24 protein-coding genes are annotated in these 25,844 nt (G+C 59.1%); 8 read left to right on the forward strand and 16 right to left on the reverse strand.

From position 1 onward, the window contains the following. Positions 1–9: 9 nt before the first annotated feature. The 3 genes from nadA to CP97_RS04875 form a co-directional block, all read right to left on the reverse strand. On the reverse strand, positions 10–1,005 hold the full coding sequence (gene nadA / locus CP97_RS04865; RefSeq protein WP_048885024.1) for a quinolinate synthase NadA: 996 nt from the start codon (positions 1,003–1,005) through the stop codon (positions 10–12). Between the two features lie 61 nt (positions 1,006–1,066). Continuing rightward, the gene (locus tag CP97_RS04870) at positions 1,067–1,762 is read right to left on the reverse strand and encodes a DUF4230 domain-containing protein (protein ID WP_048885025.1); all 696 of its coding nucleotides are present in this window, start codon (positions 1,760–1,762) and stop codon (positions 1,067–1,069) included. Next, positions 1,747–2,622, reverse strand: a complete 876-nt coding sequence (locus CP97_RS04875; protein WP_048885026.1) for an MBL fold metallo-hydrolase — start codon at positions 2,620–2,622, stop codon at positions 1,747–1,749. Before CP97_RS04875 ends, CP97_RS04870 begins: the two co-directional genes overlap by 16 nt. A 25-nt stretch (positions 2,623–2,647) precedes the next feature. Between CP97_RS04875 and glpK the strand changes: the two genes are divergently transcribed. Continuing rightward, positions 2,648–4,123 (forward strand): glycerol kinase GlpK, encoded by a 1,476-nt coding sequence (gene glpK, locus CP97_RS04880; RefSeq protein ID WP_048885027.1) that lies wholly within the window; start codon positions 2,648–2,650, stop codon positions 4,121–4,123. Between the two features lie 4 nt (positions 4,124–4,127). On the opposite strand, the gene CP97_RS04885 is transcribed toward glpK, so the two are convergent. Further along, complete coding sequence (locus tag CP97_RS04885; protein WP_048885028.1) at positions 4,128–4,619, reverse strand: DUF1465 family protein; 492 nt, start codon at positions 4,617–4,619, stop codon at positions 4,128–4,130. Between the two features lie 93 nt (positions 4,620–4,712). After that, a complete protein-coding gene (locus tag CP97_RS04890; protein WP_048885029.1) occupies positions 4,713–4,910 on the reverse strand; it encodes a YdcH family protein in 198 nt (65 codons plus the stop codon). Positions 4,911–5,127: 217 nt separating this feature from the next. On the opposite strand from CP97_RS04890, the gene CP97_RS15850 reads away from it, so the two are divergent. From CP97_RS15850 to tilS, 5 genes are all read left to right on the forward strand, one after another. Then, positions 5,128–5,283 (forward strand): YdcH family protein, encoded by a 156-nt coding sequence (locus tag CP97_RS15850; RefSeq protein ID WP_082863721.1) that lies wholly within the window; start codon positions 5,128–5,130, stop codon positions 5,281–5,283. 82 nt (positions 5,284–5,365) lie between these two features. Continuing rightward, positions 5,366–7,636 (forward strand): phosphoenolpyruvate--protein phosphotransferase, encoded by a 2,271-nt coding sequence (gene ptsP / locus CP97_RS04895; RefSeq protein ID WP_048885030.1) that lies wholly within the window; start codon positions 5,366–5,368, stop codon positions 7,634–7,636. A gap of 98 nt (positions 7,637–7,734) precedes the next feature. Continuing rightward, positions 7,735–8,598, forward strand: a complete 864-nt coding sequence (locus tag CP97_RS04900) for a helix-turn-helix domain-containing protein (protein WP_048885031.1) — start codon at positions 7,735–7,737, stop codon at positions 8,596–8,598. A gap of 139 nt (positions 8,599–8,737) precedes the next feature. Then, positions 8,738–9,706 carry a tetratricopeptide repeat protein gene (locus CP97_RS04905; RefSeq protein ID WP_227819675.1) on the forward strand — a complete coding sequence of 323 codons (969 nt, stop codon included), beginning with the start codon at positions 8,738–8,740 and terminating at the stop codon, positions 9,704–9,706. Continuing rightward, a complete protein-coding gene (gene tilS, locus CP97_RS04910) occupies positions 9,684–10,652 on the forward strand; it encodes a tRNA lysidine(34) synthetase TilS (protein WP_161485439.1) in 969 nt (322 codons plus the stop codon). The genes CP97_RS04905 and tilS overlap by 23 nt, the downstream gene beginning before the upstream one ends. Here the strand turns inward: tilS and CP97_RS04915 are convergent, their stop codons facing one another. The 10 genes from CP97_RS04915 to CP97_RS04960 form a co-directional block, all read right to left on the reverse strand. Then, positions 10,653–11,414, reverse strand: a complete 762-nt coding sequence (locus tag CP97_RS04915) for a L,D-transpeptidase family protein (RefSeq protein WP_053106545.1) — start codon at positions 11,412–11,414, stop codon at positions 10,653–10,655. Positions 11,415–11,512: 98 nt separating this feature from the next. Next, positions 11,513–14,284, reverse strand: a complete 2,772-nt coding sequence (locus CP97_RS04920; protein ID WP_048885032.1) for a phosphoenolpyruvate carboxylase — start codon at positions 14,282–14,284, stop codon at positions 11,513–11,515. Next, entirely contained in the window at positions 14,284–14,919 is a 636-nt protein-coding gene (gene eda, locus CP97_RS04925) for a bifunctional 4-hydroxy-2-oxoglutarate aldolase/2-dehydro-3-deoxy-phosphogluconate aldolase (protein ID WP_048885033.1), read from the reverse strand. Before eda ends, CP97_RS04920 begins: the two co-directional genes overlap by 1 nt. Further along, a complete protein-coding gene (locus CP97_RS04930) occupies positions 14,916–15,953 on the reverse strand; it encodes a glucokinase (protein WP_227819676.1) in 1,038 nt (345 codons plus the stop codon). The genes eda and CP97_RS04930 overlap by 4 nt, the downstream gene beginning before the upstream one ends. 2 nt (positions 15,954–15,955) lie before the next feature. After that, positions 15,956–17,785, reverse strand: a complete 1,830-nt coding sequence (gene edd, locus CP97_RS04935) for a phosphogluconate dehydratase (RefSeq protein ID WP_048885034.1) — start codon at positions 17,783–17,785, stop codon at positions 15,956–15,958. Continuing rightward, positions 17,778–19,208, reverse strand: coding sequence for a glucose-6-phosphate dehydrogenase (zwf, locus tag CP97_RS04940; RefSeq protein WP_048886742.1), 1,431 nt, complete (start codon positions 19,206–19,208; stop codon positions 17,778–17,780). The genes edd and zwf overlap by 8 nt, the downstream gene beginning before the upstream one ends. Positions 19,209–19,310: 102 nt before the next feature. Beyond that, positions 19,311–20,111, reverse strand: a complete 801-nt coding sequence (locus tag CP97_RS04945) for a transglutaminase-like domain-containing protein (protein WP_048885035.1) — start codon at positions 20,109–20,111, stop codon at positions 19,311–19,313. A gap of 50 nt (positions 20,112–20,161) precedes the next feature. Further along, positions 20,162–20,578, reverse strand: a complete 417-nt coding sequence (locus CP97_RS04950) for a secondary thiamine-phosphate synthase enzyme YjbQ (RefSeq protein ID WP_048885036.1) — start codon at positions 20,576–20,578, stop codon at positions 20,162–20,164. Between the two features lie 98 nt (positions 20,579–20,676). Continuing rightward, positions 20,677–21,390, reverse strand: coding sequence for an anti-sigma factor family protein (locus CP97_RS04955; protein WP_048885037.1), 714 nt, complete (start codon positions 21,388–21,390; stop codon positions 20,677–20,679). Then, entirely contained in the window at positions 21,387–21,875 is a 489-nt protein-coding gene (locus tag CP97_RS04960; protein ID WP_048886743.1) for an RNA polymerase sigma factor, read from the reverse strand. Before CP97_RS04960 ends, CP97_RS04955 begins: the two co-directional genes overlap by 4 nt. An 82-nt stretch (positions 21,876–21,957) precedes the next feature. Here CP97_RS04960 and CP97_RS04965 point away from each other — a divergent pair, with 82 nt between their 5' ends. Further along, the gene (locus CP97_RS04965) at positions 21,958–23,235 is read left to right on the forward strand and encodes a S8 family serine peptidase (RefSeq protein WP_063612362.1); all 1,278 of its coding nucleotides are present in this window, start codon (positions 21,958–21,960) and stop codon (positions 23,233–23,235) included. A gap of 111 nt (positions 23,236–23,346) precedes the next feature. After that, positions 23,347–24,327: a PRC-barrel domain-containing protein gene (locus CP97_RS04970; RefSeq protein ID WP_048885038.1), complete on the forward strand. Its 981-nt coding sequence runs from the start codon at positions 23,347–23,349 to the stop codon at positions 24,325–24,327. Between the two features lie 89 nt (positions 24,328–24,416). Here CP97_RS04970 and rimO read toward each other — a convergent pair whose 3' ends face one another. After that, a complete protein-coding gene (gene rimO / locus CP97_RS04975) occupies positions 24,417–25,811 on the reverse strand; it encodes a 30S ribosomal protein S12 methylthiotransferase RimO (RefSeq protein ID WP_048885039.1) in 1,395 nt (464 codons plus the stop codon). Positions 25,812–25,844: the final 33 nt, after the last annotated feature.

Consider the following 25,844-nt stretch of genomic DNA (forward strand, 5'->3'; position numbering starts at 1 on the left):
AAATGCGGCTCAATCGCCATCAGGATCGCCAAGATCACCCTTGCCAATAGTGCCGCTGGCCATTTCCAGCATCTTGTCGAGGCTGGCCTTGGCTTTCAGCCGCAATCCTTCCTCTATCTCGATACGCGGTTCGAGGTCACGCAGGCACAGGTAAAGCTTTTCAAGATTGTTGAGCGCCATATACGGGCAGATATTGCAATTGCAGTTGCCGTCCGCCCCCGGTGCGCCGAGGAAGGTTTTTTCGGGCAGCGCCTTTTCCATCTGATGGATGATATGCGGCTCTGTCGCTACGATCAGCGTGTCGCCGGGGAAGGTCTTGGCATATTGCAGGATGGAGCTGGTCGAACCTACGTGATCGGCATGGTCAATGATATGCGGCGGACATTCAGGATGCGCTGCGATGGGCGCATCGGGATGCTGCGCCTTCAGTTTCAGTAATTCCTTTTCGCTGAAAGCTTCGTGTACAATGCACACGCCCGGCCATAACAGCATGTCGCGATCAAACTTGCGGTTGAGAAAGCCGCCCAGATGGCGGTCCGGACCGAAGATGATCGGCTGGTCCTCAGGGATTTGTGAGAGGATTGTTTCGGCACTGGAACTGGTGACGATCACGTCCGACAGTGCCTTCACTTCTGTCGAACAATTGATGTACGTCAGCGCGATATGATCGGGATGTTTTTCGCGAAAGGCGCGGAATTTGTCGGGCGGGCAACTGTCTTCAAGACTGCACCCTGCATCCATATCTGGCAGAACCACGATTTTTTCGGGGCTGAGAATCTTGGCGGTATCGGCCATGAATTTCACCCCGCAAAAGGCGATCACATCGGCATCGGTTTCCGCTGCCTTGCGCGATAATTCCAGCGAATCCCCGACAAAATCGGCAAGATCCTGCAATTCGGGTTTCTGGTAGTAATGAGCCAGGATCACGGCGTTGCGTTCCTTGCGCAGACGGTCAATTTCTGCACGCAGATCTAGTCCTGCAAGGCTGGTGGGCTGGTCGGTCATGCTGATTTTCCTGTCGAATACATTATCTGCTTATAGCCGCAGTTGCGCGGCTGGCGAGGGCTTAGCCGCTTGTTTCCGGGCTATCGTCAGCGAAGCGCACGGTCACCTGCACATCGCCGTAACCTGCAACCTGCAAGGGTATCGCGAGGTTTTGCCGCACAGCATCGCGCGCGGCAGTGCGGGCAAGCGCCATCACTTCGGGATTTTTTGCAAAGTCACGCGCACGGCGGGCGGCGACATCGGAATTGCTGCGACTGAGCGATACAGATGCGTCCCGGCTGACATACAGACCATCAGTGAAATAGCGTGCCTGTCCTTCATGGATATTGGGCGTGGAAACGGTAAGGCCGGGTAATTCAACATTCAGCGTCTGACTGGCGGCATCCCATGCGAAATCGGCGCGGTCCATGCCTGACAGATCTAGGCGGTACTCCACCGTTGCGGGCACAATCATGGCCTGACGCGATTGCAGCGCATCAATTTCCAGCGGCCCTATGCTTGGGGTAGACGTGCTTTCGGCAACCACATCGAAGCGCGACGAAAACACTGTTAGCGAATTCTGCTTTTCGAAGGTCAGCATTGCGCTGCCGACAATGTCACCGTGATCCTGCGGGCCCCATTTCTCCCATGCCAGCCAGACCAGCGCGGCAGCCATCAGGCCGATGACAATCCAGACGCCGACACCTGTGGAGCGCGCGAACCCTTCATCAGCCACGGCAACGCGCGACATTTCATCCTGTTTTAGTTGATTGCCCATATATCTTCTGAACAAACAACCGTGCCGCTGCGTTCCAATTGCTGCAGATGCGCCAGCACGCTTTGTCCGGCTGCTGGCCAAAGGCCCTCATCCACGCCCTTATACATGATAGGCACCATTGCGGCGATGCTGCGCGGTTCTTCAGCCAGAAGCCGCATTATCTGCCGTTCGCGGGCGCGGCGATGGCCAACCATGCCGCGCACCAGCTGGCGCGGCTTTTCAACCGCAGGCCCGTGGGCGGGATAATAGATGCGATCTTCGCGTGTATAAAGCAGTGCCAGACTTGCGAGGTAATCGCCCATATCGCCATCGGGTGGCATAACCACGCTGGTTGACCATCCCATAACATGGTCGCCGGTGAACAGCGCATCGCTTTCCTCCAGGGCGAAGCACAGATGGTTCGATGTATGACCGGGCGTGGCCAGGGCGCGCAGCGTCCAGCCGGTGCCGGTCATTGCCTCGCCATCATCGAGCACGCGGTCAGGCGCGTAGTCCTGATCAAATGGGGCATCTGCGCGCGGCGCATCGGAATGGATGTGGAGCGGGGCACAGCCTATGATGGGCGCACCGGTCGCTTCGGCCAGGCCGCGTGCGGCGGGAGAGTGATCGCGGTGGGTATGGGTGCACATGATTGCGGCCACGGACCTGCCAGCAATGGCGCGGGTCAGCGCCTCAATGTGCTGAGCATCGTCAGGGCCGGGATCGATCACGGCCAGATCCGTGGTCCCGACCAGATAGGTTTGCGTGCCAGTGTAGGTGAAGGGCGAAGCATTGGCCGCCAGCACGCGCGCTATCAGAGGCTCGATCTGCTCGACATCGCCTGTTGGCCAGGGTTGCGGTGGCATAGACATACTGGGCATATGGAGAACCAAAAGAGGATTGCCAATGACAGAAACATCTATCCTTGTCCTTGACGAAGGTACCACCAGCACTCGCGCGATGCTGTTCGGGCGGGATGGCGCATTGCACGGGGTCGCGCAGGAAGAACTGGATCAGTATTATCCGCAGAGTGGCAGGGTAGAGCATGACGCGGGCGAGATTTGGGCCAAGACCCTGAAATGCGCGCAGGCGATGGTGGATCGGGCAGGCGGCGCCGGAAATATCGCAGCCATCGGTATCACCAACCAGCGCGAAACGGTGGTGGCCTGGGACAATTCGACCGGAGAGCCGCTGACCCGCGCGATCGTCTGGCAGGATCGTCGCACCACGCCTTTTTGCGCAGAGCTGAAAGGCGCGGGTCACGAAAGCCTCGTGCGGAAGAAAACCGGCCTGCTGCTGGACCCCTATTTTTCCGGCACGAAAATGCGCTGGATGCTAGATAATGTGGTCGAGGTTCGGGATGCGGCGGAACGCGGCAGGCTGGCATTCGGAACCATCGAAAGCTGGCTTATATGGAAGCTGACAGGCGGAAATACGCATATTTGTGATGCTAGTAACGCCAGCAGAACCTTGCTGATAGCGCTGGACGGAGCCGGTTGGGACAATGAATTGTGTGACCTCTTCGGCGTACCGCGCGCCGCATTACCCAAAATCGTCGATTGTGCAGGGCAACTTGCCAGCACCGCGCCAGACATATTGGGCTGCTCCATTCCCATTTGCGGCATGGCAGGCGACCAGCAGGCTGCAACGATAGGACAGGGGTGCCTTTCGCCCGGAGATACCAAGGCGACCTATGGCACTGGCGCTTTCGTGCTCGGCAATACCGGCAAAAGCGTGCCCCGCTCCGAAAACCGAATGCTGGCCACCGTGCTTTATCAGCTTGATGGCGAACGGTGCTATGCACTGGAAGGCGCTGTCTTTGTGGCCGGAAGCCTGATCAAATATCTGCGCGATACGCTCGGCCTTATAGAAAGTGCGGAGGAGACGGAGGAACTGGCTAGCTCCATTCCCGATAATGGCGGGGTCGTGGTGGTGCCGGCGCTCTCTGGTCTTGGCGCGCCTCACTGGCTGCCCGAAGCGCGAGGCATTATTTCAGGATTGGGGTTTGATACAGGCCGCGCGCATATTGCCCGAGCATCGCTGGAATCAATGGCACATCAGACACGCGATCTGGCAAATGCCTTCGCCGCCGATGATGCCGCCTGGACTTCGCTTCGGATAGATGGCGGCATGGCCCAAAACAGCTGGATGGCGCAGGATATTGCCGATCTGCTAGGATTGCCCGTCACCCGCCCTGCTTTTGTGGAAACGACAGCGCTGGGCGCGGCAATGCTGGCAGCGGTCGGATGCGGCTGGCACGCTTCGCTTGCGGAGGCGGTGTTAGCGATGATTGGTGAGACACAGACGTTCGAACCGGCGATGGAAGATTCTGTAAGATCGCAGCGGATTGCGCGATGGGACGCAGCATTGGCGAAAGTGTAACGGCCTAATTGCTGGCGAACGCGCGGCCCAGCTTTTGCCTCAGCTGATGGACTTCGCCCGAACCCAGTGCAATGTCACTTGTTTCATCGGTCTCAGACCGCAATTGCCAAGACTTGTCCAACCGTTCCACACGGGCAAACAAATTGCGGCTGCGCGCGATCACCAAGCGGGCAAGCGGATCAAGAAGCGCTACCTGCGCTGGATCACTTTCAGGCTGTGCAGATGGCAGGCGGCCATTGCGCTGCAATTGCATTGCGCTCAATTCACCTGAGAAAAATGCCTTGTGGTTGAGGAGCCAGGCCATGGCATGCATCAACCGCGTTGTGGCGCGCAGCGCTTCGCGCGACAGAACGATTTGCGTCTCTGCCCCGGCTGACCCGACACCAGGACTCCAGTCATCGGCCTCAAATACCGTCCGCGCCTCTTCTGTGAGGTCAAGAGCCTCCTCATAGACAGCGTCGACGATTGCCGGTGTAATAGTATCGGTGCAGGTCATGATAATCCATGGCTAGTCTCAATCGCGTTACTGCACCAGATGTAAGTTATTCGACTCATCCTAAGAAAAGCCCGTGTCCCGGACTTGGACAGATCAGGCAATGATGTCCGGCGTCAGATAGTCTGCAATAATGGCGATCTGATCTCGCAAGTTGAGTTTCCGCTTTTTCAGACGGGCTACCTGCAACTGGTTGGACCCATCGCTGTTTTCCAGCACACGGATAGCAATATCGAGGTCGCGATGCTCGGTCTCCAATGCAGCAAGGCGCTTGATCAGCTCGGTTTCCGCCACGCGAAGATGTCCGCCATTGGTTCCATACTTCTCCCTCTCCTACCCGCACGACTGGCGCAAGAGGCATCTCATCGCCATGCGATTTGTCGAAATGTACTTTCTGTGGTTTGATAACAAATGCGGCGCTCGTTGCACATGGCGAGTCGCTGCCCGGCGGGGTGAGTGATTGCCCTGTTACTGGTCCGGCTATCAGCTCAGATGGTAAGGAGACGAGCATATGGATACTTCGCATGTCAGCGCCCTCGAAGAAAAGCACCGGGGGCTGGAAACCCGGCTCAGGGATGAAATGAACAGGCCGGCACCGGACAATTCGAGGATCCAGGCACTCAAGAAGCAAAAACTGCGCATCAAGGAAGAAATCGCGCATCATTGATGTTGTGAGAAAGCTATCGCACCCCGGTATTTTACATGCCGGGGCGACTTGCAAACGCGCGGGCGTGCTATAGTCGGGTATTATGTCCGCCTTTTCTGCCGCACGATCCATTTTGACTTCGCTTCACGAGGTCATGGCCGCGCGCACGCATGCGCAGGCGAAGCTGAACCAGGTCGTCGAGATCATTGGCGAATCGCTTCATAGCGAAGTGTGTTCGATTTACCTGCTGCGCGAAGGCATGTTGGAACTGTACGCAACGCGCGGCCTTAACCAGGCGGCGGTTCATGTCACCCGGCTTGGTGTGGGCGAGGGCCTGACGGGCGCGATAGCCCAGAATATCGAGACGCTGAACCTTGACGAGGCGGCGACCCATCCTGAATTTCAATATCGATCCGAAACGGGGGAGGAAAATTTCCACTCTTTTGCTGGCGTGCCTATAGTCCGTAGAGAACGAGCTATTGGCGTTCTGACCATTCAGCATGTCGATCCCCGCAAATATGAAGAGGTGGAGATCGAGGCTCTACAAACGGTCGCAATGGTGCTGGCCGAACTGATCAACAATGCCGGTCTGGCAGATGAGGAAGGGCTGGGCGGGTCGACAGAGGCGCGAACCGGGCAGGAATCGCTGGATGGACTGAAGCTGGTTGCCGGACTTGCTATTGGGGAGGCCGTGTTTCACCAGCCGCGCATCCAGATCGAGCAAACCGTTGCCGAAGATATCGAGGCAGAACGCCAGCGCGTCTATCTCGCCTTTGATCGCATGCGCGAGCAGATTGATACCATGACCAACCAGGCCGAATTTGGCGTGGATGGGGAGCATGGCCAGGTGCTCGAAACATACAAGATGTTCGCCTATGATGAAGGTTGGTCGCGGCGCATTAACGAAGCGATCGATTCCGGCCTGACAGCCGAAGCGGCCATCGAACGGGTGCAGCAGCGTACGCGGATGCGGATGCGGGCGATTTCCGATCCATTATTGCGCGATCGGATGCACGATCTGGAAGATCTTTCGAACCGGCTGATCCGTATCGTGTCCGGCCAGCTTGGTACTGCAGCGCAAAAAGGTCTGGCGCGCGATTCCATTCTGGTCGCCAAGAATCTGGGCCCGGCCGAATTGCTCGAATATGACAAGCGGCGGCTGAAAGGTGTGGTTCTCGAAGAAGGCTCGCTTACGGCGCATGTCGTCATCCTGGCGCGTGCCATGGGCATTCCGGTCGTCGGCCGCCTGCGCAATGTGCGTGGGTTGGTGCGAGATGGGGATACGATCCTGGTCGATGGTGATGCGGGCAAGGTAACGCTGCGTCCTGGCCAGGGCGTTACCTCCGCCTTTCAAACGCGCTTTACCCGCAGCAGGGAAAAGCAAGCATCCTATGCCAAGCTGCGCGAGGTCGAACCATTTACCCGCGATGGCAAGCGGATCAACGTGATGATGAATGCAGGCCTGCGTGATGATGTCGCCATGCTGGCCATGACGGGGGCCGACGGTATCGGGCTCTATCGGACTGAATTTCAGTTCCTCGTATCGGCCGCCTTGCCGCAACGCGAACGTCAGGCGCGGCTTTATCGCGATGTGCTGGAAGCGGCCAATGGCAAGAAGGTGGTGTTTCGCACCGTCGATATTGGCGGCGATAAATCCCTCCCCTATCTTTCCAGCGAAACCGCCAAGCTTGATGAAAACCCGGCCATGGGCTGGCGCGCGCTGCGCCTTGCGCTTGAACGCGATGGCTTGATGAAGGCCCAGGCCCGCGCATTGCTCGAAGGCGCGGCTGGCTACGAACTCAACGTCATGTTCCCAATGGTGTCTGAACCATGGGAGTTTGATGCAGCCAAGGATGTGTTTGACCAGCAATTGGCGTGGCTCAAGACCCGCAAGGCGCAATTGCCCAGCGCGATCCGCTATGGCGTAATGCTCGAAGTGCCCTCACTTGCCGAGATGCTGGACCAGTTACTGCCGCGCCTGTCTTTTATCTCGATCGGCACGAATGATTTGACGCAGTTCCTCTTCGCCGCTGACCGGGCGAACCCGATGCTGGCGGAACGCTATGACTGGCTCAGCCCGTCGATCCTGCGTTTTCTCTCACGGGTGGTGAGCAATTGTGAAGGTGAGCAGGTAGATCTTGGCGTGTGCGGCGAAATGGGCGGCCGGCGACTGGAGGCGCTGGCGCTGATCGGGCTGGGCATCCGCCGCCTTTCGATTACCCCTGCAGCGGTCGGCCAGATAAAAGAGCTGGTGCGCAAGGTGGACACACGCGAAATTGGCGATGCGATGGACGGCTGGCTTGCGTCACCCCCGCTTGATATGCGGGTTGCGTTGCAAGCTTGGGCGAAAGCGCATTCAATCGAAGTCGATTAGCTATTGCGTTGCACAATTGCTTGACTTGACAGGCGATGGCCCCTTTCAGGGTATATTGGGTTTGCGATAGACCCAGCCCCCCCAACGCTGGAGCGGACATGTCCGACGACAAAGTTCTTGAAGACCAGACAGTAGCCTCTGCTGAACCGCAAGGCATTGGCCCGCAACTGCGCGCAGCGCGCGAGGCGAAAGGTCTCAGTATAGACCATGTCGCTGCCGAAACGCGCATATCAAAGCGCCATATCGAACATATCGAAGCCGGCGATTTCGATCTGCTGCCTGCGCGCACCTACGCTGTCGGCTTTTCGCGCACGCTCGCCAAGGTGGTCGGTCTGGATCAAAACGATGTTCTCGCTATGGTCCGCGCAGAACTCGATGCCGAGCATCCGCGTGAACATTCTGGCGCGGCAGGCTCTGGCACGAAGTTCGAACCGGGCGACCCTGCGCGGGCACCGGGTGGCAAGCTGGTGTGGTTTTCGCTGTTTGCAGTCGTCCTGCTGCTGATCGGCATATTCTTTGCTGCCCGTGTGCTGTTCTCACCCGCAGCAGAATTGCCGCGCCTGACCGATGAGGAGGCCGAGCAGGTCGCCGCGGCAGGGGTGGACGCTGATGCGCAGGCTGGCAATGGCACTCAGCAGGCGATCGATCCGGCAGGCGAGGTCGTATTCACCGCAGAGGGAGAAGCATGGGTCCGCTTCTATGACGCGCAGAACCGTGTGTTGACCGAACGGACGATGCAGGAAGGTGAGAGTTTCACCATCCCTGCCACAGCCGAAGGCCCGCGCATTATAACAGGTCGACCGGATCTGTTGGCCATCACCATTGGTGGTCGCAATGTTCCCAAGCTTTCGGAAGAGCTGGAAACCCTATCTGATGTCGAGGTTTCAGCAGCAGCCCTGCTGGTGCGGGAGGGGGCTACGGCGCCCAATGCTCCGCAAACTGCCACCACGCCCGAAAACTGAGTTTATGCGTCGCCGGCACAATCGGCGATTAGCCGTGAATAAGCGAATTTGCCTGCTTTAACGGCGTCGTTAATCATATATCTTGCCGCACCATGGCAGGGACGCTTGCATATTTGCATACTTGAGGAGATCCGTGGCGATGAAATGGAAAAGCGCAGGTGGAGCCGTGACAATCGGCACACGGGGGCGCAATACGTTCGCAGGGGCAATCGGCGTAGCACTGGTGCTGGTCGCAACCCCCGCAGCAGCGCAGTCCGATGCACGGCTTACCCGTCTTGAGCAGCAGATCAACGCACTGCAGCGCGCAGTTTTTCCAGGCGGAGATGAACGTTTTTTTCAGCCGGAAATCACGCCTGAAGCGCGGGTCGATAGCCAAACCGTCAATCCGCCAGCGACCACGACTGCGCTGACAGATGTTCTCGCGCGGCTTGATGCGATGGAAACGCAGCTTGCACGGTTGACCGCTGCGACCGAGGTGAACCAGAATGCTCTTGCCACGCTGGAAGCGCGATTGGTGAACCTTGAAGGTGGGTCGCCAGATCTTGCAGCCGCGACGCCCGCGCCTACTGGCACCATACCCGTGCCCGATGAACGGGTAGAACTGCCGGCCAGCAGCAACACCTCGCAGGCGCAGGCCAGTTCGGGCACCAATGGCGCAACCGCTCCCTCACCAGAACGGGTTGCAGCGGTGCAGGCTATTGTGAAGCCTGCAACGGGCGATGCGGGCGATGATGAATATACCTATGGCTTCCGCCTGTGGGATGCTGGTTTCTATCCCGAAGCGCAGCAGCAGCTTGCCCTGTTCGTTGAACGCTATCCCAACCACTCGCGCACCACCTATGGCCGCAACCTTCTGGGTCGCGCCTTTCTCGATGCGGGCGATCCGCGTTCCGCCGCGACGCATTTCTTCGAGAACTATCAGGCTGACAAACGCGCCGCTCGTGCGCCGGACAGCCTGCTTTATCTTTCACAAAGCATGATTGCGCTTGGCGATACCCGCCGTGCCTGCATCGCGCTGGCCGAATTCGGGGACGGATATCCGGCACTGGCAGTAGGGCGTTTGCAATCGATGTATGATGGGCTGCGTGGCCGGGTCGATTGCGATTGATCCGGCGCTCGTCGCCAGGGCCAAGGACGCTTTAGGTTTACCTGACGGCGAGCGTATCGGCCTTGCCGTAAGCGGCGGACCGGACTCCATGGCAATGCTCCTGCTGGCGCATGCTGCCATCCCCGGTCGTTTTGAAGTTGCGACCGTTAATCACGGCCTGCGGCCAGAAGCAGCGGAAGAATGCCAGCTGGTCGTAGCCGCCTGCCGGGCGCGCGATGTTCCATGCGAAGTGCTGCGTGTCACCGTGGAAGACGGCAACCTCCAGGCAGAGGCGCGTCACGCCAGATATGGTGCTTTGCTCTTCTGGGCTGTCAGGCGCGGGCTGGGCAGTATCGCAACTGCGCACCACATGGATGATCAGGCTGAAACCCTGCTGATGCGCCTTAATCGGGGCAGCGGGTTGATGGGCCTTTCTTCCATCCGGCAACTCCGATTGCTGGACTATGCGAACAAAAAAGTTCGGCTTATCCGACCCTTTCTTGCATTTCGGCGAAGTGAACTTGCGGGCCTGCTGGAACAGGAAGGCGTTGCCGTGGCCTACGATCCGAGCAATAGGGATGAGCGGTTTGACCGTGTGCGCATGCGTAAGGCGATTGCCGCGGCAGACTGGCTTGATGTGGCGGCGATAGCCAATTCCGCTTGCCACCTTGGCGACGCCGCCGATGCTGTTGCCTGGGCTGCCATGCGAGAGTTCAAAGAGAATGTGCGTAAGGAAAAAAACGCCTTCCGCTACACCGGATCGCCCCGATCGGCACCCCGGCAAATCCAGCTTTTCGTAGCTGCCCGGATATTCGGACAGATGAATGCGCACCCTCGCGGTGGCCAGCTGGATCAACTGATTGCTGGTCTTGCGCGTGGCAAGGGCGGGAATGTTGGCGGAGTGCTCGTCACTCTGGACGGAGAAGAATGGGTGTTCCAGCCCGAACCGGCCCGAACCTCGACCTGATCAGCTTGAGTGATCCAGCGAACCGCCCACGCTGGTTCGCACTCCGTCCGTGATGATCACGACATCGCCAGTTTGCGCGATGTCATACAGGCGGCTGACGAATTCATCTGGTACGCCAATGCAGCCGTGGCTGGCATAGCCCAATTCAACTGTAGAGCCGCCGTGAATGGCAATGCCATCCCATGTCAGGCGCAATGTCCAGGGCATGGGGGCGTTGTTGTATTTCTCCGATACATTGTGGCGTTCCTTGGTCAGGATCGGGAACACGCCCGTCGGGGTCGGATGGCTATCCGTGCCAAGCAATGCGGCTGCCGCCCCGATTTCATAACCATCACGAAATACCGAGATAACCCGCGCCTGCAAATCAACCGTCACGACCAGAGAGCCATCGGGAATGCCCTCATCATCCCAATGCCATTCGCCATAACGGATCGGGCCGTTGATCGGCAGGACGCGCTTGATGACAAAGGGGTTTTCCGGATCATAGGCTGGCACACCCTGCACCACGGCATTCGCAACATAAGGGCGATCTTCCGAAGCCACCGGATCATTGCCATAAAACTGCGCATCGCCAAGGCCGGGAGAGGATGCCTTTTGAACGTCGTTGGTTACCGTTTCTTCTTCCACAAGCACATCGCTGGGGGTGAGAACGAGCCGGTCATCGCTCTGCCTGGTCAGGGGATCTTCCAATAGGACGGTCGCCCCGTGAATGACCGACACGCCAAGCGCCACGCCAAGAATCCATTTTATGCCCGTGTTCATTCCGCAGATCTTAGGCACCCGGCCATACAACTTCCATCGTTCAGAGGCGCCGCGTCCCGATGTGAGACGCGGCGCGCCGGCGATGTTATTGTCACCCGTCAGCCATGCGCGCCGAATATATTAGAGATCGCGGTCGAAATGCGCAGTGACAGCTTATGGGCGCGCTCGATCGGGTCAATGAAGTCCCGATGGATCGCCTCATACCCCTCGTCCGCGCCATCGGGCCAGTCGGTCGCTTCGTTGAGATCAAAGCGAGTGATGCGCGGGAAGCTGGTGGGATAGGCGCGGCGCAATTGGGCCAGCGCATCTTCCACCCGCAGTGTAAACACCATTTCCAGCACATCATCGCGCGAAACATCATTGGCACGGCTGAATACCGGCACGCTGACCGCGCGGATGAACATCGCCTGGAAAAGGGTGATGCGCAGGGCCTGCAATATGCCGATCATCCGGCGCTTGTCTTCGCGCCCCTCGATCGGCGCTTCATCGGGCACGAAATCGAGCAGGCGGTGCAGCTTCATTGCATCCACACGCAGGCGGCTGGCAAGGCGGCGGAACACGCCGACACGGTCATCCTTCACCAGATATTCTGACAGGCTCTCACATGCCGTCGTCAGGTTTTTTTCAGTTCCGCGATAGGGGCGGCTGGCCCAATATGCGGAATTAAACAGTTCGCCATAGGCCGCCACTGTCTTGACGCTGGCAAGGGCGTTGGCAGCGCGCACCAGACGTACCAATTCACGGCCGCGCGGACTTTCGACCAGCATGGCTGCGATTTCTTCGTAATTGCCTTCTGCAGCATGGCCGATCCCGGCGATGACATTCACCGGATAGCCAAGCTGCTGCAGGATGGCATTGTGCGGAATGGCGCGGATCTGCCGGAGGCTCATCTCACGATCAGCGGAAAGATCGCTCTGCCGGCGGCTGACGCGGCTGCCGGTGGAATTCAGCAGACCAAGCCCAAAGGCGGTGATGGCACGGCTATATGTGCGGCTTTCCAGATGTTCGCGCTGATGATCCTTAATCGCGCGATAAAAATCGAGGCTGAGATCGGTGCGCTGATAGAATGGGTCTTTCGGCACATCCTTGTCCGTTTCGGAAGGGCGCAGGCAGGCGATACGGGTCAGCGTGGCGCGCGCCAGTTCGGGCGTTGCAAACCACAGATAACCGTCGCCGCCCTGAAAACTGACTTCGGGTTCCAATGCCACACCGGCGCGGGCGAAGCGCCGCTTTGCCCAGGGACTGAGAGGCCAATCGAGTCGGTCCGCCATATTGTTGGGATGCGCGCCGCGCCCCATGCTTTCACCATGCGTGTTAAAAATCAGCGCGGCGACATCGGACATTCCATTGGCCTTCATTGCCACTGCAAGCCGACCCTGCAACCGCTCTATTGCGAGACTGGCGGGCACCTGTCCGACAAAGCGGCCAGCATCCGAAAAGCCGGTCTGGATGGCCACGCGTCCGCGTTTGCGGGCATAATCGCGATAGACTTCCTCTGCGAGCAATTCATCGAGGAAGCGTCCCCCATGCTCCAGCGCACTTTCGGTTTCGAACAGCGGTGAAACATCGACCTGATCCGCAATGCCGAACAGCTTGGCAAAATAGAGTGCGGAAAGGACCGTGGCGGGTTCCTCGCACTCTGCCACCAGCATGCGGATTGGCGCATCGGCGTCCACATGCTGGAGTATCTGGGCCATCGCGAGGAACTGGCGGATGGCGGTCGAAGCCTCAATTGCCAGTGCACCGAAATTGCTACGCCGAGGATCGACATCCGCAATTGCACGGCGCAGATGGACCACCGCACCCTTGCTGGCGAGGTCGAGATTGCCTTCGGGGTCAATCCGGCGACGGATGGCGTTGTGCAGCTGTTTGGCATTCACGCGGAAATGGATCCAGCCCATTCCAAGGCCATCAGCGCGCATGGCGGCGGCCAGCGTTTTGAGCACGATTGCGCGCGCAGCATCATCACAATTGCGCGCTTCTTCTTCAAGCTTGGAGATGTGCTGGGAAAGCGAGAGGAGCTTGCGCGGATCACTCGCGGTCAATCTGTTGGCCGCTATGGACAGGGCGGCCGGATCGGACAGATCGGCGGCAAAATCCTGCGCCCGCTCGGCAGCATAGGCCGCTTCTGCACGCATTTCTGCCAACATGGGGTGGTCTGCGTCTATGGCTTCAAGCGAAGCGGTATAACGTTGCAGCCGTTCAGCCTTCTCGCTGAGCCGGAAGCCGACAGAATTGGACCATGTGATGTCGGTCCGCCCATCCATGTCATAACCTACCCAGCTGGCGAAACGGAAGGGCAGGGGGGTGATGTCGTGCCATTCATCGGGCCAGTTATCGCGGGCATGGGACAGCAGCTGCGAAACGATGGAGTCGCGGGCATCCTGCGCATGGGCGATGGCCCGCATGGCGCGTTCATGTTCATAGGAAAGGCTGACCTGTGGCCGTTCGCCACCAACAATTGTTTTGTCGATTTTGGCATTCTGGCAGGCTGCCGTCGCGACCGCTTCAGATTGGTCTGGCGTAAGCAGAAATGTTGGGTGCGCGGTGAAGACAGCATGCAGGCAGGGGCGTTCCCAGCGATTGCGAAAGGCGGTGAAATCGCCTGCACCGAGGCTTTCGGCCAAGGCTGCTTCATTGCTGCTGTCATCCAGCGGCTGCACCATGCGGGATAGGCGCGATGCGCGTTCGCCCAGGGCGGCAACTTCGAGATCCGCGATCACGTTTTCAATATCGTTGAGCGACAACTCGCCCGCTTCCAGCTGGCGCGACAAATCATGAGCGAGTTGGAAAACCGGGTTGAAGAGGGGCGTTTCCGTCGTGCGGCCATGGAGCTCCCGCAGGCGCTCATCCAAATATGCGATATCCATTATTTGATCATTCCTGATGCTTCGCGTGCCAGCTTTGCGATGTCCTCGGGCGAGGCGTCAGCCGGGGCGACCCAGCTGCCGCCGACACACAAGACCTGTTTGAGGGCGAGCCAGTCCGGCGCATTCTCTGCCGAGATGCCGCCGGTCGGGCAGAATTTACACTGATAGAACGGGCCCATCAGGCTCTTGAGCGCGGGAATGCCGCCATTGGTCATAGCGGGAAAGAACTTGAAATGGGTGAGCCCCAGATCCATTCCGCGCATGATATCTGATGCATTGGCGACACCAGGCAAGAAAGGTGTTCTCGCCTTAATCGCAGCCTTGCCAAGGCTATCGGTCAGGCCGGGCGCAACGATGAATTCGCTGCCAGCGGCAAGCGCATCGTCCAATTGCTCCTCATTGGTTACAGTGCCTGCACCAACAATCGCACCGGGGACAAGGTTCATCCGCCGGATAGCGCCCAGCGCCTCCGGCGTTCGCAATGTCACTTCAAGGACAGTGAGACCCCCTTCGACAAGCGCTTCTGCCGTTTCGCGAGCATGCCCTACATCATTTACCACCAGCACCGGAATAACCGGGCCAAGCCGCATGATGCGATCAATCTCTGTGGGAGAATAGGATTTGGTATGGCTCATCTCTGGTCTCCGGTGTGTTGGAAGTAAGCGGCAGCGGCACCGAACAGGCCGGGCTGCGGATGGGTTATAAGCTTGACCGGAAGCGCCGCCATCAGACTTGCAAAGCGGCCCTTGGCGCGGAAACGTTCGGCAAAACCGGAACGCGGCAAATGGTCGCGCAAGCGATAGCCGAGACCGCCTGCAATCACGACCGCGCTTGCCCCTTGGGCCAGCGCAGTATCTCCTGCGACAGCGCCCAGAGACAGGCAAAACCGGTCTATTGCGGCAATTGCAAGACTGTCGGGACCGTCCATGCCAGCCTTCCAGATGGCAACATCGTCCTGCTCCCTGATCGCGCGTCCCTCCATCGCTGCAAGCGTGGCGTAAATATCAACGATAGCAGGGCCGGACACGACGCGTTCTGCCGAAACGCGCGTGTGGCGTTTTCTTAATCGCGCAAGGATTGCGTCTTCGACCGTATCGAGCGGGGAGAAATCGACATGGCCGCCTTCGGTCGCCTGAACATGGGTAAAGCCTGTTCCGTCACGCCACAGATGCGCCACGCCAAGGCCTGTCCCGGGACCGATCACGCTAATCGTCCCGCTTTCGGGAAGCGGTTCTGCAGGGCCTGTCAGATGAAGGAAATCTTCTGCCGGAGCGCGAGCCACTGCATGGGCAACCGCCTCAAAATCATTCACCAGGATGTAATGATCCACCCCCAGCATTTCTGGCATCGTGGAAGGGCGGATGATCCAGGGATTATTTGTGAAACGGATAACGGTGTCTGGGTCTTCAGCATCGTCCACCGATCCGGCAATCGCCATTGCCAAGCGAGGCGGCAGCTTGCCCTTGCGCGCCCTGTAATCTTCCCATGCTGTCTGGAAGCTGGCGTGATCATCGGTGTTGAGAGTGATCGGATCGTCCAGTGAGATATTGCCGTCGCCAGAGCATGTTGCAATGGCAAAGCGGGCATGCGTCCCGCCGATATCGAGGGTGACGATTTCGGTCGTATTATCCCGCCCGCTCGCCGCCTTGTTTTCAATCTGGTCTGTCACATTCACAATCCGGCCGATGCAAGCATAGCGCTACCGCCCTTTTCCGCTTCGTCTGCCAGTGCGCGGAACATGGCGAACAGCTCGCGGCCCGTGCCGGTTTCCGGCACAGGATCGGGTGCAGCTGTCCGGGAGGAAAGATCGCCCGTGGTCGAAAGCTCTCCCGTGGCAGCACAGATCTTCACCACATCGCCATCTTGCAACAGGCTGAGCGGTCCGCCGCCCAAAGCTTCGGGCGAACAATGGATGGCGGCGGGAACTTTGCCCGATGCGCCCGACATGCGGCCATCGGTGACCAGTGCCACCCGGTAACCGCGATCCTGCAACACGCCCAGCGGCGGGGTCAGGCTATGGAGTTCGGGCATGCCATTGGCGCGAGGCCCCTGAAAGCGCACGACCACCACAATGTCGCGATCAAGTTCGCCCGCCTTGAAAGCGGCAGCAACATCGTGCTGGGTCTGGAAAACGCGGCAGGGTGCCTCCACCGTCCAGCGGTCCTTTTCAACGGCGGAGGATTTAAAGCAGGCACGGCCAAGATTGCCTTCGACAAGGCGCATTCCACCATCGGGCTGGAATGGCTCAGCCGCGGTCCGCAGCATGTCTGCATCGCCAGATGAGCCCACGTCGCGCCATGTCAGACCGGCATTGTCTTCGCCCGTTCCGTCCAGCCCCGGTTCCAAAGCGTAATCACCCATGCCGCGTTGGCGGCCCACGCCTATCACATCGCCATGCGCAAGACCTGCACCAATGAGCTCGCGGGTGACAAAGCCCATACCGCCTGCATTGTGGAAATGGTTCACATCGCCCGCGCCATTGGGATAGACACGCGCCAGCAATGGCACAGCAGAGCTGAGTTCTGACAGGTCGGTCCAGTCGATCTGCACACCTGCAGCGCGGGCGAAGGCCGGAATATGGATCGCGTGATTCGTCGAACCGCCGGTGGCAAGAAGGCCGACGGCGGCGTTAACGATCGCCTTCTCATCGACGCAATGGCCAAGTGGGCGATAATCATTTCCATCGGCATGCATGGCCGCCACGCGGTGAACAGCTTCGCGATCAAGCGCCTGGCGCAGCTTGGTGCCCGGTTGGATAAAGGCCGCGCCGGGAATGTGCAGGCCCATCAATTCCATCATCATCTGGTTGGAGTTGGCCGTGCCGTAAAAGGTGCAGGTGCCGGGCGAATGATAGCTGCCAAGTTCGCTATCAAGCAATTCGGCCCGGCTTGCCTTGCCCTCTGCATAAAGCTGGCGGACGCGCTGCTTTTCCTTGTTCGATACGCCCGAAGGCATCGGGCCGCTGGGGACGAAAACGGCGGGCAGATGGCCAAAGCGCAGCGCCCCGATAAGCAATCCTGGTACGATCTTATCGCATATGCCCAGCAGCAGCATCCCGTCATACATGGCGTGGGACAGCGCGATACCGGTGGCCATGGCAATGGCATCACGGCTGAACAGGCTGAGCTCCATGCCCGTTTCGCCTTGCGTAACCCCATCGCACATGGCTGGCGTGCCGCCTGCGACCTGTGCTGTGGCGCCGACTTCGCGAGCATAGATTTTCAACCGTTCGGGATAGCGTCCGTAGGGCTGATGCGCCGACAGCATGTCATTATAGGCGGTGACAACACCGATATTCGGGCCGCTATTGGCCTTTAACGCTTCCTGATCCTCCAGTGCGCCTGCAAAGGCATGTGCAAGGTTAGAGCAGCTTACTTGTCCGCGATCAGGCCGATTTTGTGCTTCGCGCTCAATCAGCGCGAGATAGTTTGCCCGGCCGGCCTTCGATTTCTCGATGATCCGATCAGTCACGCGGGCGATGGTGGGATGAAGGTTACTCATGCCAGCTTACTCCGTCACGTTCGGCAAGTGCGATAGCGGAACTTGGCCCCCAACTCCCCGCGCTGTAAGGTTTGGGTGCCTTGCCATCGGCTTCCCAATTGGCGCGAATGTTATCTACCCACTTCCACTGCGCCTCCACCTCGTCACGCCGAACGAACAGGGTCTGGTCGCCATTGATCAGGTCAAGCAGAAGGCGTTCATAGGCAATGCGCTTGTGCTTGCCGGTAAAGGCGTCGGGCATGGCGATATCCAGCGGCACTTCGCGCAATGTCATGCCTTCATGTTCGATACCCGGGACCTTGGCCATAAGCGACAGGCTGATGTTTTCTTCCGGCTGGATACCGATCACTAGCTTGTTCGGCATCAGGCGCGCGCCAGGAAAGATAGAATGCGGAACGCAGGCGAATTGCACCACGATTTCGGTCACGCGTTCGGGCAGGCGTTTGCCGGTGCGCAGGTAAAAGGGTACGCCTTGCCAACGCCAATTGTCGATATGGGTTTTGAGCGCCACAAAGGTTTCGGTATTGCTGTCGCTGCCCAACTCTTCGTCATAGCCGGGGACGATTACACCATCAGAAGCACCGCCGCGATACTGGCCGGTCACGCTCTCATTCGTTTCCACCGCTCTTAACGCGCGCAGCACCTTGACCTTTTCATCGCGCACGGAGCCTGCATCAAAACTGCTGGGCGGTTCCATGGCTACCAGCGCCAGCAATTGCAGCATGTGGTTTTGCACCATGTCGCGCAGCGCACCTGTATCGTCATAAAAATCGACGCGGCTTTCCAGCCCGACTGTTTCGGCCACGGTGATCTGCACATGATCGATATGCTGGGCGTTCCACAGCGGTTCGAACAGGATATTGGCAAAGCGCAGGGCGATGAGGTTCTGCACCGTTTCCTTGCCGAGATAGTGATCGATCCGGAAAATGCGTTCTTCACTGAAAGCTGCGGCTACTGCATCATTGATGGCGCAGGAACTTTCCAGATCAACGCCAAGCGGCTTTTCCAGGCAAATGCGTGAATTGGCGTCTGCCAAGCCGTGATCTGCCATGCCTTTGACCGTGGGCTGAAACAGGCTGGGCGCAGTGGACAGGAAGATTGCCACCTGCCGATCCTTTCCCACCTTGCCTGCCAGATCAGCATATCCTTCGGGCGTAGTTACATCGAGCTGGCTATAAGTTAGCCGGTTGAGGAAATCCGCCATTCCGCCGCGCCGGTGTGCAGGCAAGTGCTTCTCTACCGCCTCGCGAGCGAAATTGCGGAATTCGCTGTCCGAAAGCTCGGACCGTGCCGTGCCCACGATATGCAATTCATCGGAGAGCAGGCCATCTGCATCCAGCGCGCACAGGGATGGCAACAGCATCCGCTGTGACAGATCCCCCGTAGCCCCGAAAAGGATGAGCGTATCGGCCTTGTTGTGCATCGCCGTTTTTAATTCCCTTATCGCGTGCGGACCATGATGCAATGCAACATAAACTGGGCACTGGTGCAATGCTCTCGTCAACCAGTAGGGGATTTATGCCCCTCAGATCGTGTCGGTCACCCCCACCTTGCTCTCATTGAAGTAAGAGCGCCCGAATGATGTCAGAAAGCTGACATCTGCTGCATCGCGTCCGATGCCGATTTTTACTGTCTTCGCAGGATCGGCCATGCCCGTGGGGTCGACGATCTGCCAGGTGCCGCCGCCCGGCGTGTTGCGATCTTCCAGGAATACTTCGGCAACCGCATGAAAATCCTGCGGATCCACGCCGGGTGCGTAACAGCTGACGTAGCGTGCAGGAATCGTGGAAGCGCGTGCCAGACAAATCATGACATGGGCATAGTCACGGCAAATTCCGCGCCTTTCCACGAATGTATCAAGCGCTGTCGTGCCCGAATTGGAGGTGCCGGGTTCGTAGGTGAAATGATCCGCGATCCAGTCCCGCATGGCGGCGATCTTCTCTCCTCCTGTGTAACGACCGAATTCGTCGGAAACGAAATTCTGCATAGGATCGGCCTGACAATACCGCGAATCGAATACGTATTCGACTGTTTCGCCGGGCAAATCATGCGGATCAACCCGTTTGAGCGAGGCAATGTCTTCCACCAGCCGATTGACCTCTATGCTGGCCGAATATTCGACATTGTAATCGCCCTGCGCGCGGATCCATATCCGCTCCCCGATCTCTGCCTGCGCGGCCACGCGGGCCATGTGGATGGCAGGCGGCAGAACCGTATTGCTGGAAAGTATCTGTTGTTCCGGAATGTCTGCCGCCTCGAATTGCAGAAGCATATCGGTGGGCGCATCCAGAGACACGGAAAAACTCGAAGAAATCTTGATGGCCATTGGGGGCTTTCGGGCTTGAGGGGTATTGAGCGGATTTGAATGCAGAGAGGCTATTCGCCAAGGACATGCGCCACGATTTCACGCTGATGTGGTGTGCGGCGATGTTCAACAAGGTAAATGCCTTGCCACGTGCCAAGTTCCATGCGGCCCCCTGCCACTGGCACATTTATTGAAACGCCTGTCAGCATGGTGCGGATATGCGCAGGCATATCGTCCGGTCCTTCGCTGTCATGTTCATATTGTGAACCTTCAGGCACGCTGGCTGACAGCCATTGCAGCAAGTCGCGCTGCACGGCAGGCGCGGCGTTTTCATTTATCAGGAGGCTGGCAGACGTATGACGGCAAAACAGCGTCAGCAGGCCGATTTCAATCCTCGTTTCAGCCAGCCACCGCGCAACGTCCTGCGTCACTTCATACAGGGCCTGGCCGTGCGTGGATATCGAAAGGCGGATCTGGGATTGGCGCATGCCATTTGCATTAGCACGCGCTCTATCATGGCGACAGCTTCCGCGTGACGTAGATGGTCAGGTAAACGCCGAGCGTCCCGGCATCAGCGTTCTGCGGCTCAGCGCCATCCAGCCTTGCGTGCTGCGGCTTCGGCCTCGGCATCAAGCGCCGGACCAGCGGCGAGTTCCTGCGCTTCTGCCATGACTTCGGCAGCCCCCGCCATGCGATATTGGCTAGTGGAGTCGTCAGCGCCATCACCTGTCGCTTCAATCCGCCAGCCATCGTCGTCACGGCAGGCAATTCCGCCCGCCTGATCGCTTGAATAGGCGCGGCAGAATTCTCCGCCATCATTCTGGAAGCTGAGCAGGATACGCGTATCTGCTGTGTTCCCCTGCTGCGCCACCAATTGCGTATTGAGCACACTGGCGAGCTGCGTATCGGCGTAGGCGCCGGGCAGGGCATCATCCCCTCCGCGCGGCAGGAAGACAGCCAGCGCCAGCGACGCAGCCAGAGCAGGCCCGGCGATCCAGCCCCAGCGCGGAACCGTGCGGCGCTGCGCAATCCGTTCCTTGGCGGCGGCAAAATCGACTACTTGCGCAGGCGGGTCTTCCTGGTGTGTGGTCTTGAGCAGATTAGCCAGCCTATCGGGCACGGGCACTGCGGCAATCGGCGCAAAGTGGCCACCGAGTTTTTCCTTCAGGGCACGGTGGGCCGCGACCTGCGCCTGCAATTGCGTATCCTGCGCCACGGCGGCGGCGATTTCCTTCTCACGCTGACCGGTGATTTCGCCATCGGTCCATGCGGTGATTTCTTCGGGTGAAACGGTTATCATGCTGCATCCTCCAGCAAGGCCAGCAAAGCGTCGCGCCCGCGCACCAGCCGCGAATTGAGCGTGCCGACAGGGCAACCGATTATGGCGGCGGCTTCCTTATAGGCATAGCCTTCCACCATCACCAGCAGAACCGCCTCGCGTTGATCTTCGGGCAAATGCTGCATCGCCCGGTCGACATTGGAAAGCTCAACCGTGGCTTCCTGCGCGCCGACGCCACCAACAGCCATGCCTGCTTCTTCGGCTACGAAGGTCTGGCTGCGCCGACCTTTCGCGCGGGTTTCATCAATCCAGAGGTTGCGCATAATTCGATACATCCAGCTATCGAGCCGCGTGCCTTCCGCCCATTTTTCACGGTTGGTCAGCGCGCGCTCTACCGTCATCTGGCAAAGATCGTCACCGTCAGCTTCATTGCCCGCCAAACCTGCTGCGAAACGTCGCAAACGGGGAAGGAGGCCCAGAACCTGCTTTTCAAACGATTGTTCCAGTGTCCTTGCCTTTACATGGATTAAACGGTCGGCCCTGCGCGTTTCATCCACGCTTAATGGAAAAAAGTGCAAGAGACAGTCAATGAAGATCCGCTTTCCCTCGCTAACCTTTATATTCGCCTTGTCGGCGGCGGTTCCTGCCAGCGCTCAAATTGGTGTTCCGATGGGCACGCCAATGGGTATGCCGGGCGTGCAGGATTTGCCCCGCCCAGCACTTGATCCAGTGCTCGATCCATTGATTGAATCGGTCCTTCACCGCACGGATAGGCTCACGGGAAGGCTAGCGCGCGAGGTGGAGGGGCTGGCGCAGGATCGTCTGCGCCGGATTGATCGCCTGGTGCAGCGCAACCGCGACATAATAGAGCGTGATGCACGCGGTGAAGCTGCGCGCAGGGGTGAATTGCTGGTAATGGACGCCAATGCCGCCGACATCGTCCGCGCCGAGCAGGCGGGCTATCGCGTAATCGGGCAAGAGGATTTTGAAGGGCTGGGCATAGATGTAGTCCGCTTTGCCCTTCCCCGCGGCACCGAGCTGGATAACGGGCAAGAGGCGCTGGGGCGGATCATGCCCGACGCGACGATCAGCGCAGACAATCTCTACTTCCAATCCGGCCAGGCCGGTTCGCCGGCGCAGCAAGTGGCAACGTCACCATTTAACAGAGGTAATTTTGCGCCGGTGGGCATGATTGATGGCGCGCCTGCCAGCGCCGTTCCCGTTACCGCAATGCGCAGCTTTGCTGATGGTGGAGGAACGCCAAGCGATCATGGCAGTGCCATTGCCAGTCTTCTGCGCTCTGCCGGGGCAAACCGTATCCACGCCGCCGATGTCTATGGCACCGATCGCGCTGGCGGCAATGCGCTTGCCATCGCGCGTGCACTGGGATGGCTGGCCCAGAATGGTGCGCGCGTCGTTACCATCAGTCTTGTCGGGCCGGACAATCCGGTGCTTGCCCGCGCAATCGCTTCTACGCGTCTCAGGGGTGTGGTGGTGGTTGCAGCGGTCGGCAATGACGGGCCGGCTGCACCCCCTGCCTACCCGGCTTCCTATACAGGCGTGGTGGCCGTCACAGCTGTCGACAGGCACGAACGTGCTCTGCTTGAGGCGGGACGCGCCCTCCATCTCGATTATTCTGCGCCGGGTGCGAATATCTATGGCCTTGATCGACGCGGACGGTCGCAAAGGCTGCGTGGCACATCCTATGCTACGCCATTGGTTGCCGCGCGCATTGCTGCCGCGCTGGGACGCGGCGAACAATGGCGTAGCGTTTTGGACGAAGAAGCGCATGACCTCGGACCGCGCGGAGCGGATGAAATATATGGCCGCGGCCTTGTTTGCCGCGCTTGCGCCATACGGCGCTGAAACTTTTTTTAAAAAAATCGCGCAAGGATGGATTAAGCCGCAGTCACCATCCGTTTTCCTTTTATCGGCCGGACAAGAAACCACCGGCCTGGTTTTGAAAGGAATTGGATCATGAAAAAGGCTCTTACTCTTACTTCGGCAATTACTGGAGCTCTCGCCCTCACGCTGATCGCAACACCTGCCAGCGCGCAGGTTCTTGGCGGCGTACTCGGCGGCGGTGGTGGCGGCGGCATGCTCGATTCCACTATTGGCGGCATTGATCGCACTGTACGGTCGAGCACTGGCGGCGCTTTTGAAACCCGCGGTTCAACCCGTGGCAACACCCGCATCAACCCTCGTGAAGGCCGCGTAGATGCTGACGGCGGAGCAGAAGGTTCGATCACCGGTAACGCCACGCAGGTTCTTAACAGCCCGCTGGGCGGCTCCGCTGCTGACGTAAGTGGCCAGGGCAATGCTTCGGCCAATGGTTCGGTATCCGCCCAATTGGTCGGCACCGATGCGGTGCGTCAAACCGCTACTGGTGCAGTAAGCACAGTACATGGGACCGCCACGGGTGCAGTAGGCACAGCGCACAGCACCGCGACTGGCGCAGTCGGCACGGCACTTGAAACGACGACCAGTGTAGCCGGTCGCGCTCGTGGTGCGGCAACCGGGGTTGCTGGATCTGCGCTTGGCACGGCCAATGGCGTTGCTTCGGCCAGCGGTTCGGCAGCCGCTTCGGTTTCCGGTTCTGCCAATGGTGCCGCTGACGGCAATCCGGCAGGTGGCGCCCTTTATGGTATTGGTACCGGTATCCTCGCGGCAGAAGGCAGCAGTGCCGCATCTGGCGAAGGCGTTTTCGCAATCGCTCCGGGCATGGATGTTCTGTCTGGAAATGGCGACCATATCGGCGAGGTGAGCGACATCGTTGCCGACCGTCATGGCCAGGTGAGCCAGGTGCTTGTCCAGTCGGGCGACTCGCAGGAAATGGTCCCCGCCGGCAATCTTTCAGGCGCGGGGGATGCGCTGGTGATGGGTGAGGCCGAAGGGCAGAGCAACCGCGAAGCCGGGCCTACCCGCAACACAGATGGGCCCAACACATCCCACAAGTAAGTTCGAACGACCCCGCCCGCCGGCCTTATCCGGCGTGCCAACTTTGCGGCCTGCACAGAAACGTGCAGGCCGTCTTTTCTTGTTGAATGTCAGGCAGCGTCCAGGGCCGGATCCGTCGGAACCCCAAACAGATCATGCGCATCTGCATCTTCAATCTCGACATTGATGATATCGCCTGGCGCCAGTGACGCGGAAACATTGCGCAGATAAACCTGGCCGTCGATTTCAGGTGCATCAGCCTGGCTGCGCGCCGTGGCGCCAATATCGCCATCCTCGTCTTCTTCGCCGACTTCATCGATAATAGCGGGCAGGGTGCGGCCTATTTTTGCAGAAAGCTTGGCCGCGCTGATGCGCTCTGTGACTTCCATCAGGCGGGCATAGCGTTCATCCTTGACCGCCTCTGCCACGGGATCGGGGAGGTGATTGGCGGCTGCGCCTTCAACAGGTTCGAACCGGAATGCCCCGACGCGATCGAGCTGGGCTTCTTCCAGCCAGTCGAGAAGATAGCGAAAATCATCTTCCGTCTCGCCCGGAAAGCCGACCACGAAGCTGGAACGGATCGTGAGATCAGGAGCAATGGCGCGCCATTTGTGAATGCGTTCGAGCACCTTGGCTTCGTTAGCAGGGCGTTTCATTGCTTTCAGCACAGATGGGCTGGCGTGCTGGAAGGGGATATCGAGATAGGGCGTCAGCAGCCCCTCGGCCATCAGAGGGATGACAGCGTCAACATGCGGATAGGGATAAACGTAATGCAGTCTGACCCAGGGCGGCGTACCTTCCGCCGTGCGCAGCTGGCCCAGTTCGCGGGCCAGATCTGTCATATGCGCGCGGACATCCACACCTTTCCACGTCCGGCTTTCATGCCGGGTATCGACACCATAGGCGCTAGTATCCTGGCTGATAACCAGCAATTCCTTTGTACCTGCGGCGACCAGCTTTTCCGCTTCGCGCAACACCGCATCAATCCTCCGGCTGGCCAGTTTCCCGCGCAATTGCGGAATGATGCAAAAAGCGCAGGAGTGATTGCAGCCTTCTGAGATCTTGAGATAGCTATAGTGGCGCGGCGTCAGCTTTATGTCAGTTTCAGACGGTTGCGGCACAAGGTCGATATATGGGCCTTGCGAAGGCGGCGCGGCTTCGTGAACGGCTTCTACCACATCCTCATACTGATGCGCGCCAGTGATCGCGAGAACCTGCGGAAAGCGGGCGCGGATCACGTCTGCTTCTTCGCCCATGCAGCCGGTAACGATTACGCGACCATTTTCCGCAATGGCCTCTCCAATCGCCTCCAGACTTTCTTCCTTGGCGGAATCGAGAAAGCCGCAGGTATTGACCAGCACAACATCCGCTCCGCCATAATCGGGAGCCATGGCATAGCCATCGGCGCGCAACCTCGTGAGGATGCGCTCGGAATCCACCAGCGCCTTGGGACAGCCGAGGCTGACCATGCCCACTTTCTTCTGATCTTGTATCTGGGTTGCCATGACTGCTGCGCCCCTACACCCAAGCCGCGAGAT

It is taken from the genome of Aurantiacibacter atlanticus, assembly GCF_001077815.2.
Classification (GTDB): domain Bacteria; phylum Pseudomonadota; class Alphaproteobacteria; order Sphingomonadales; family Sphingomonadaceae; genus Alteraurantiacibacter; species Alteraurantiacibacter atlanticus.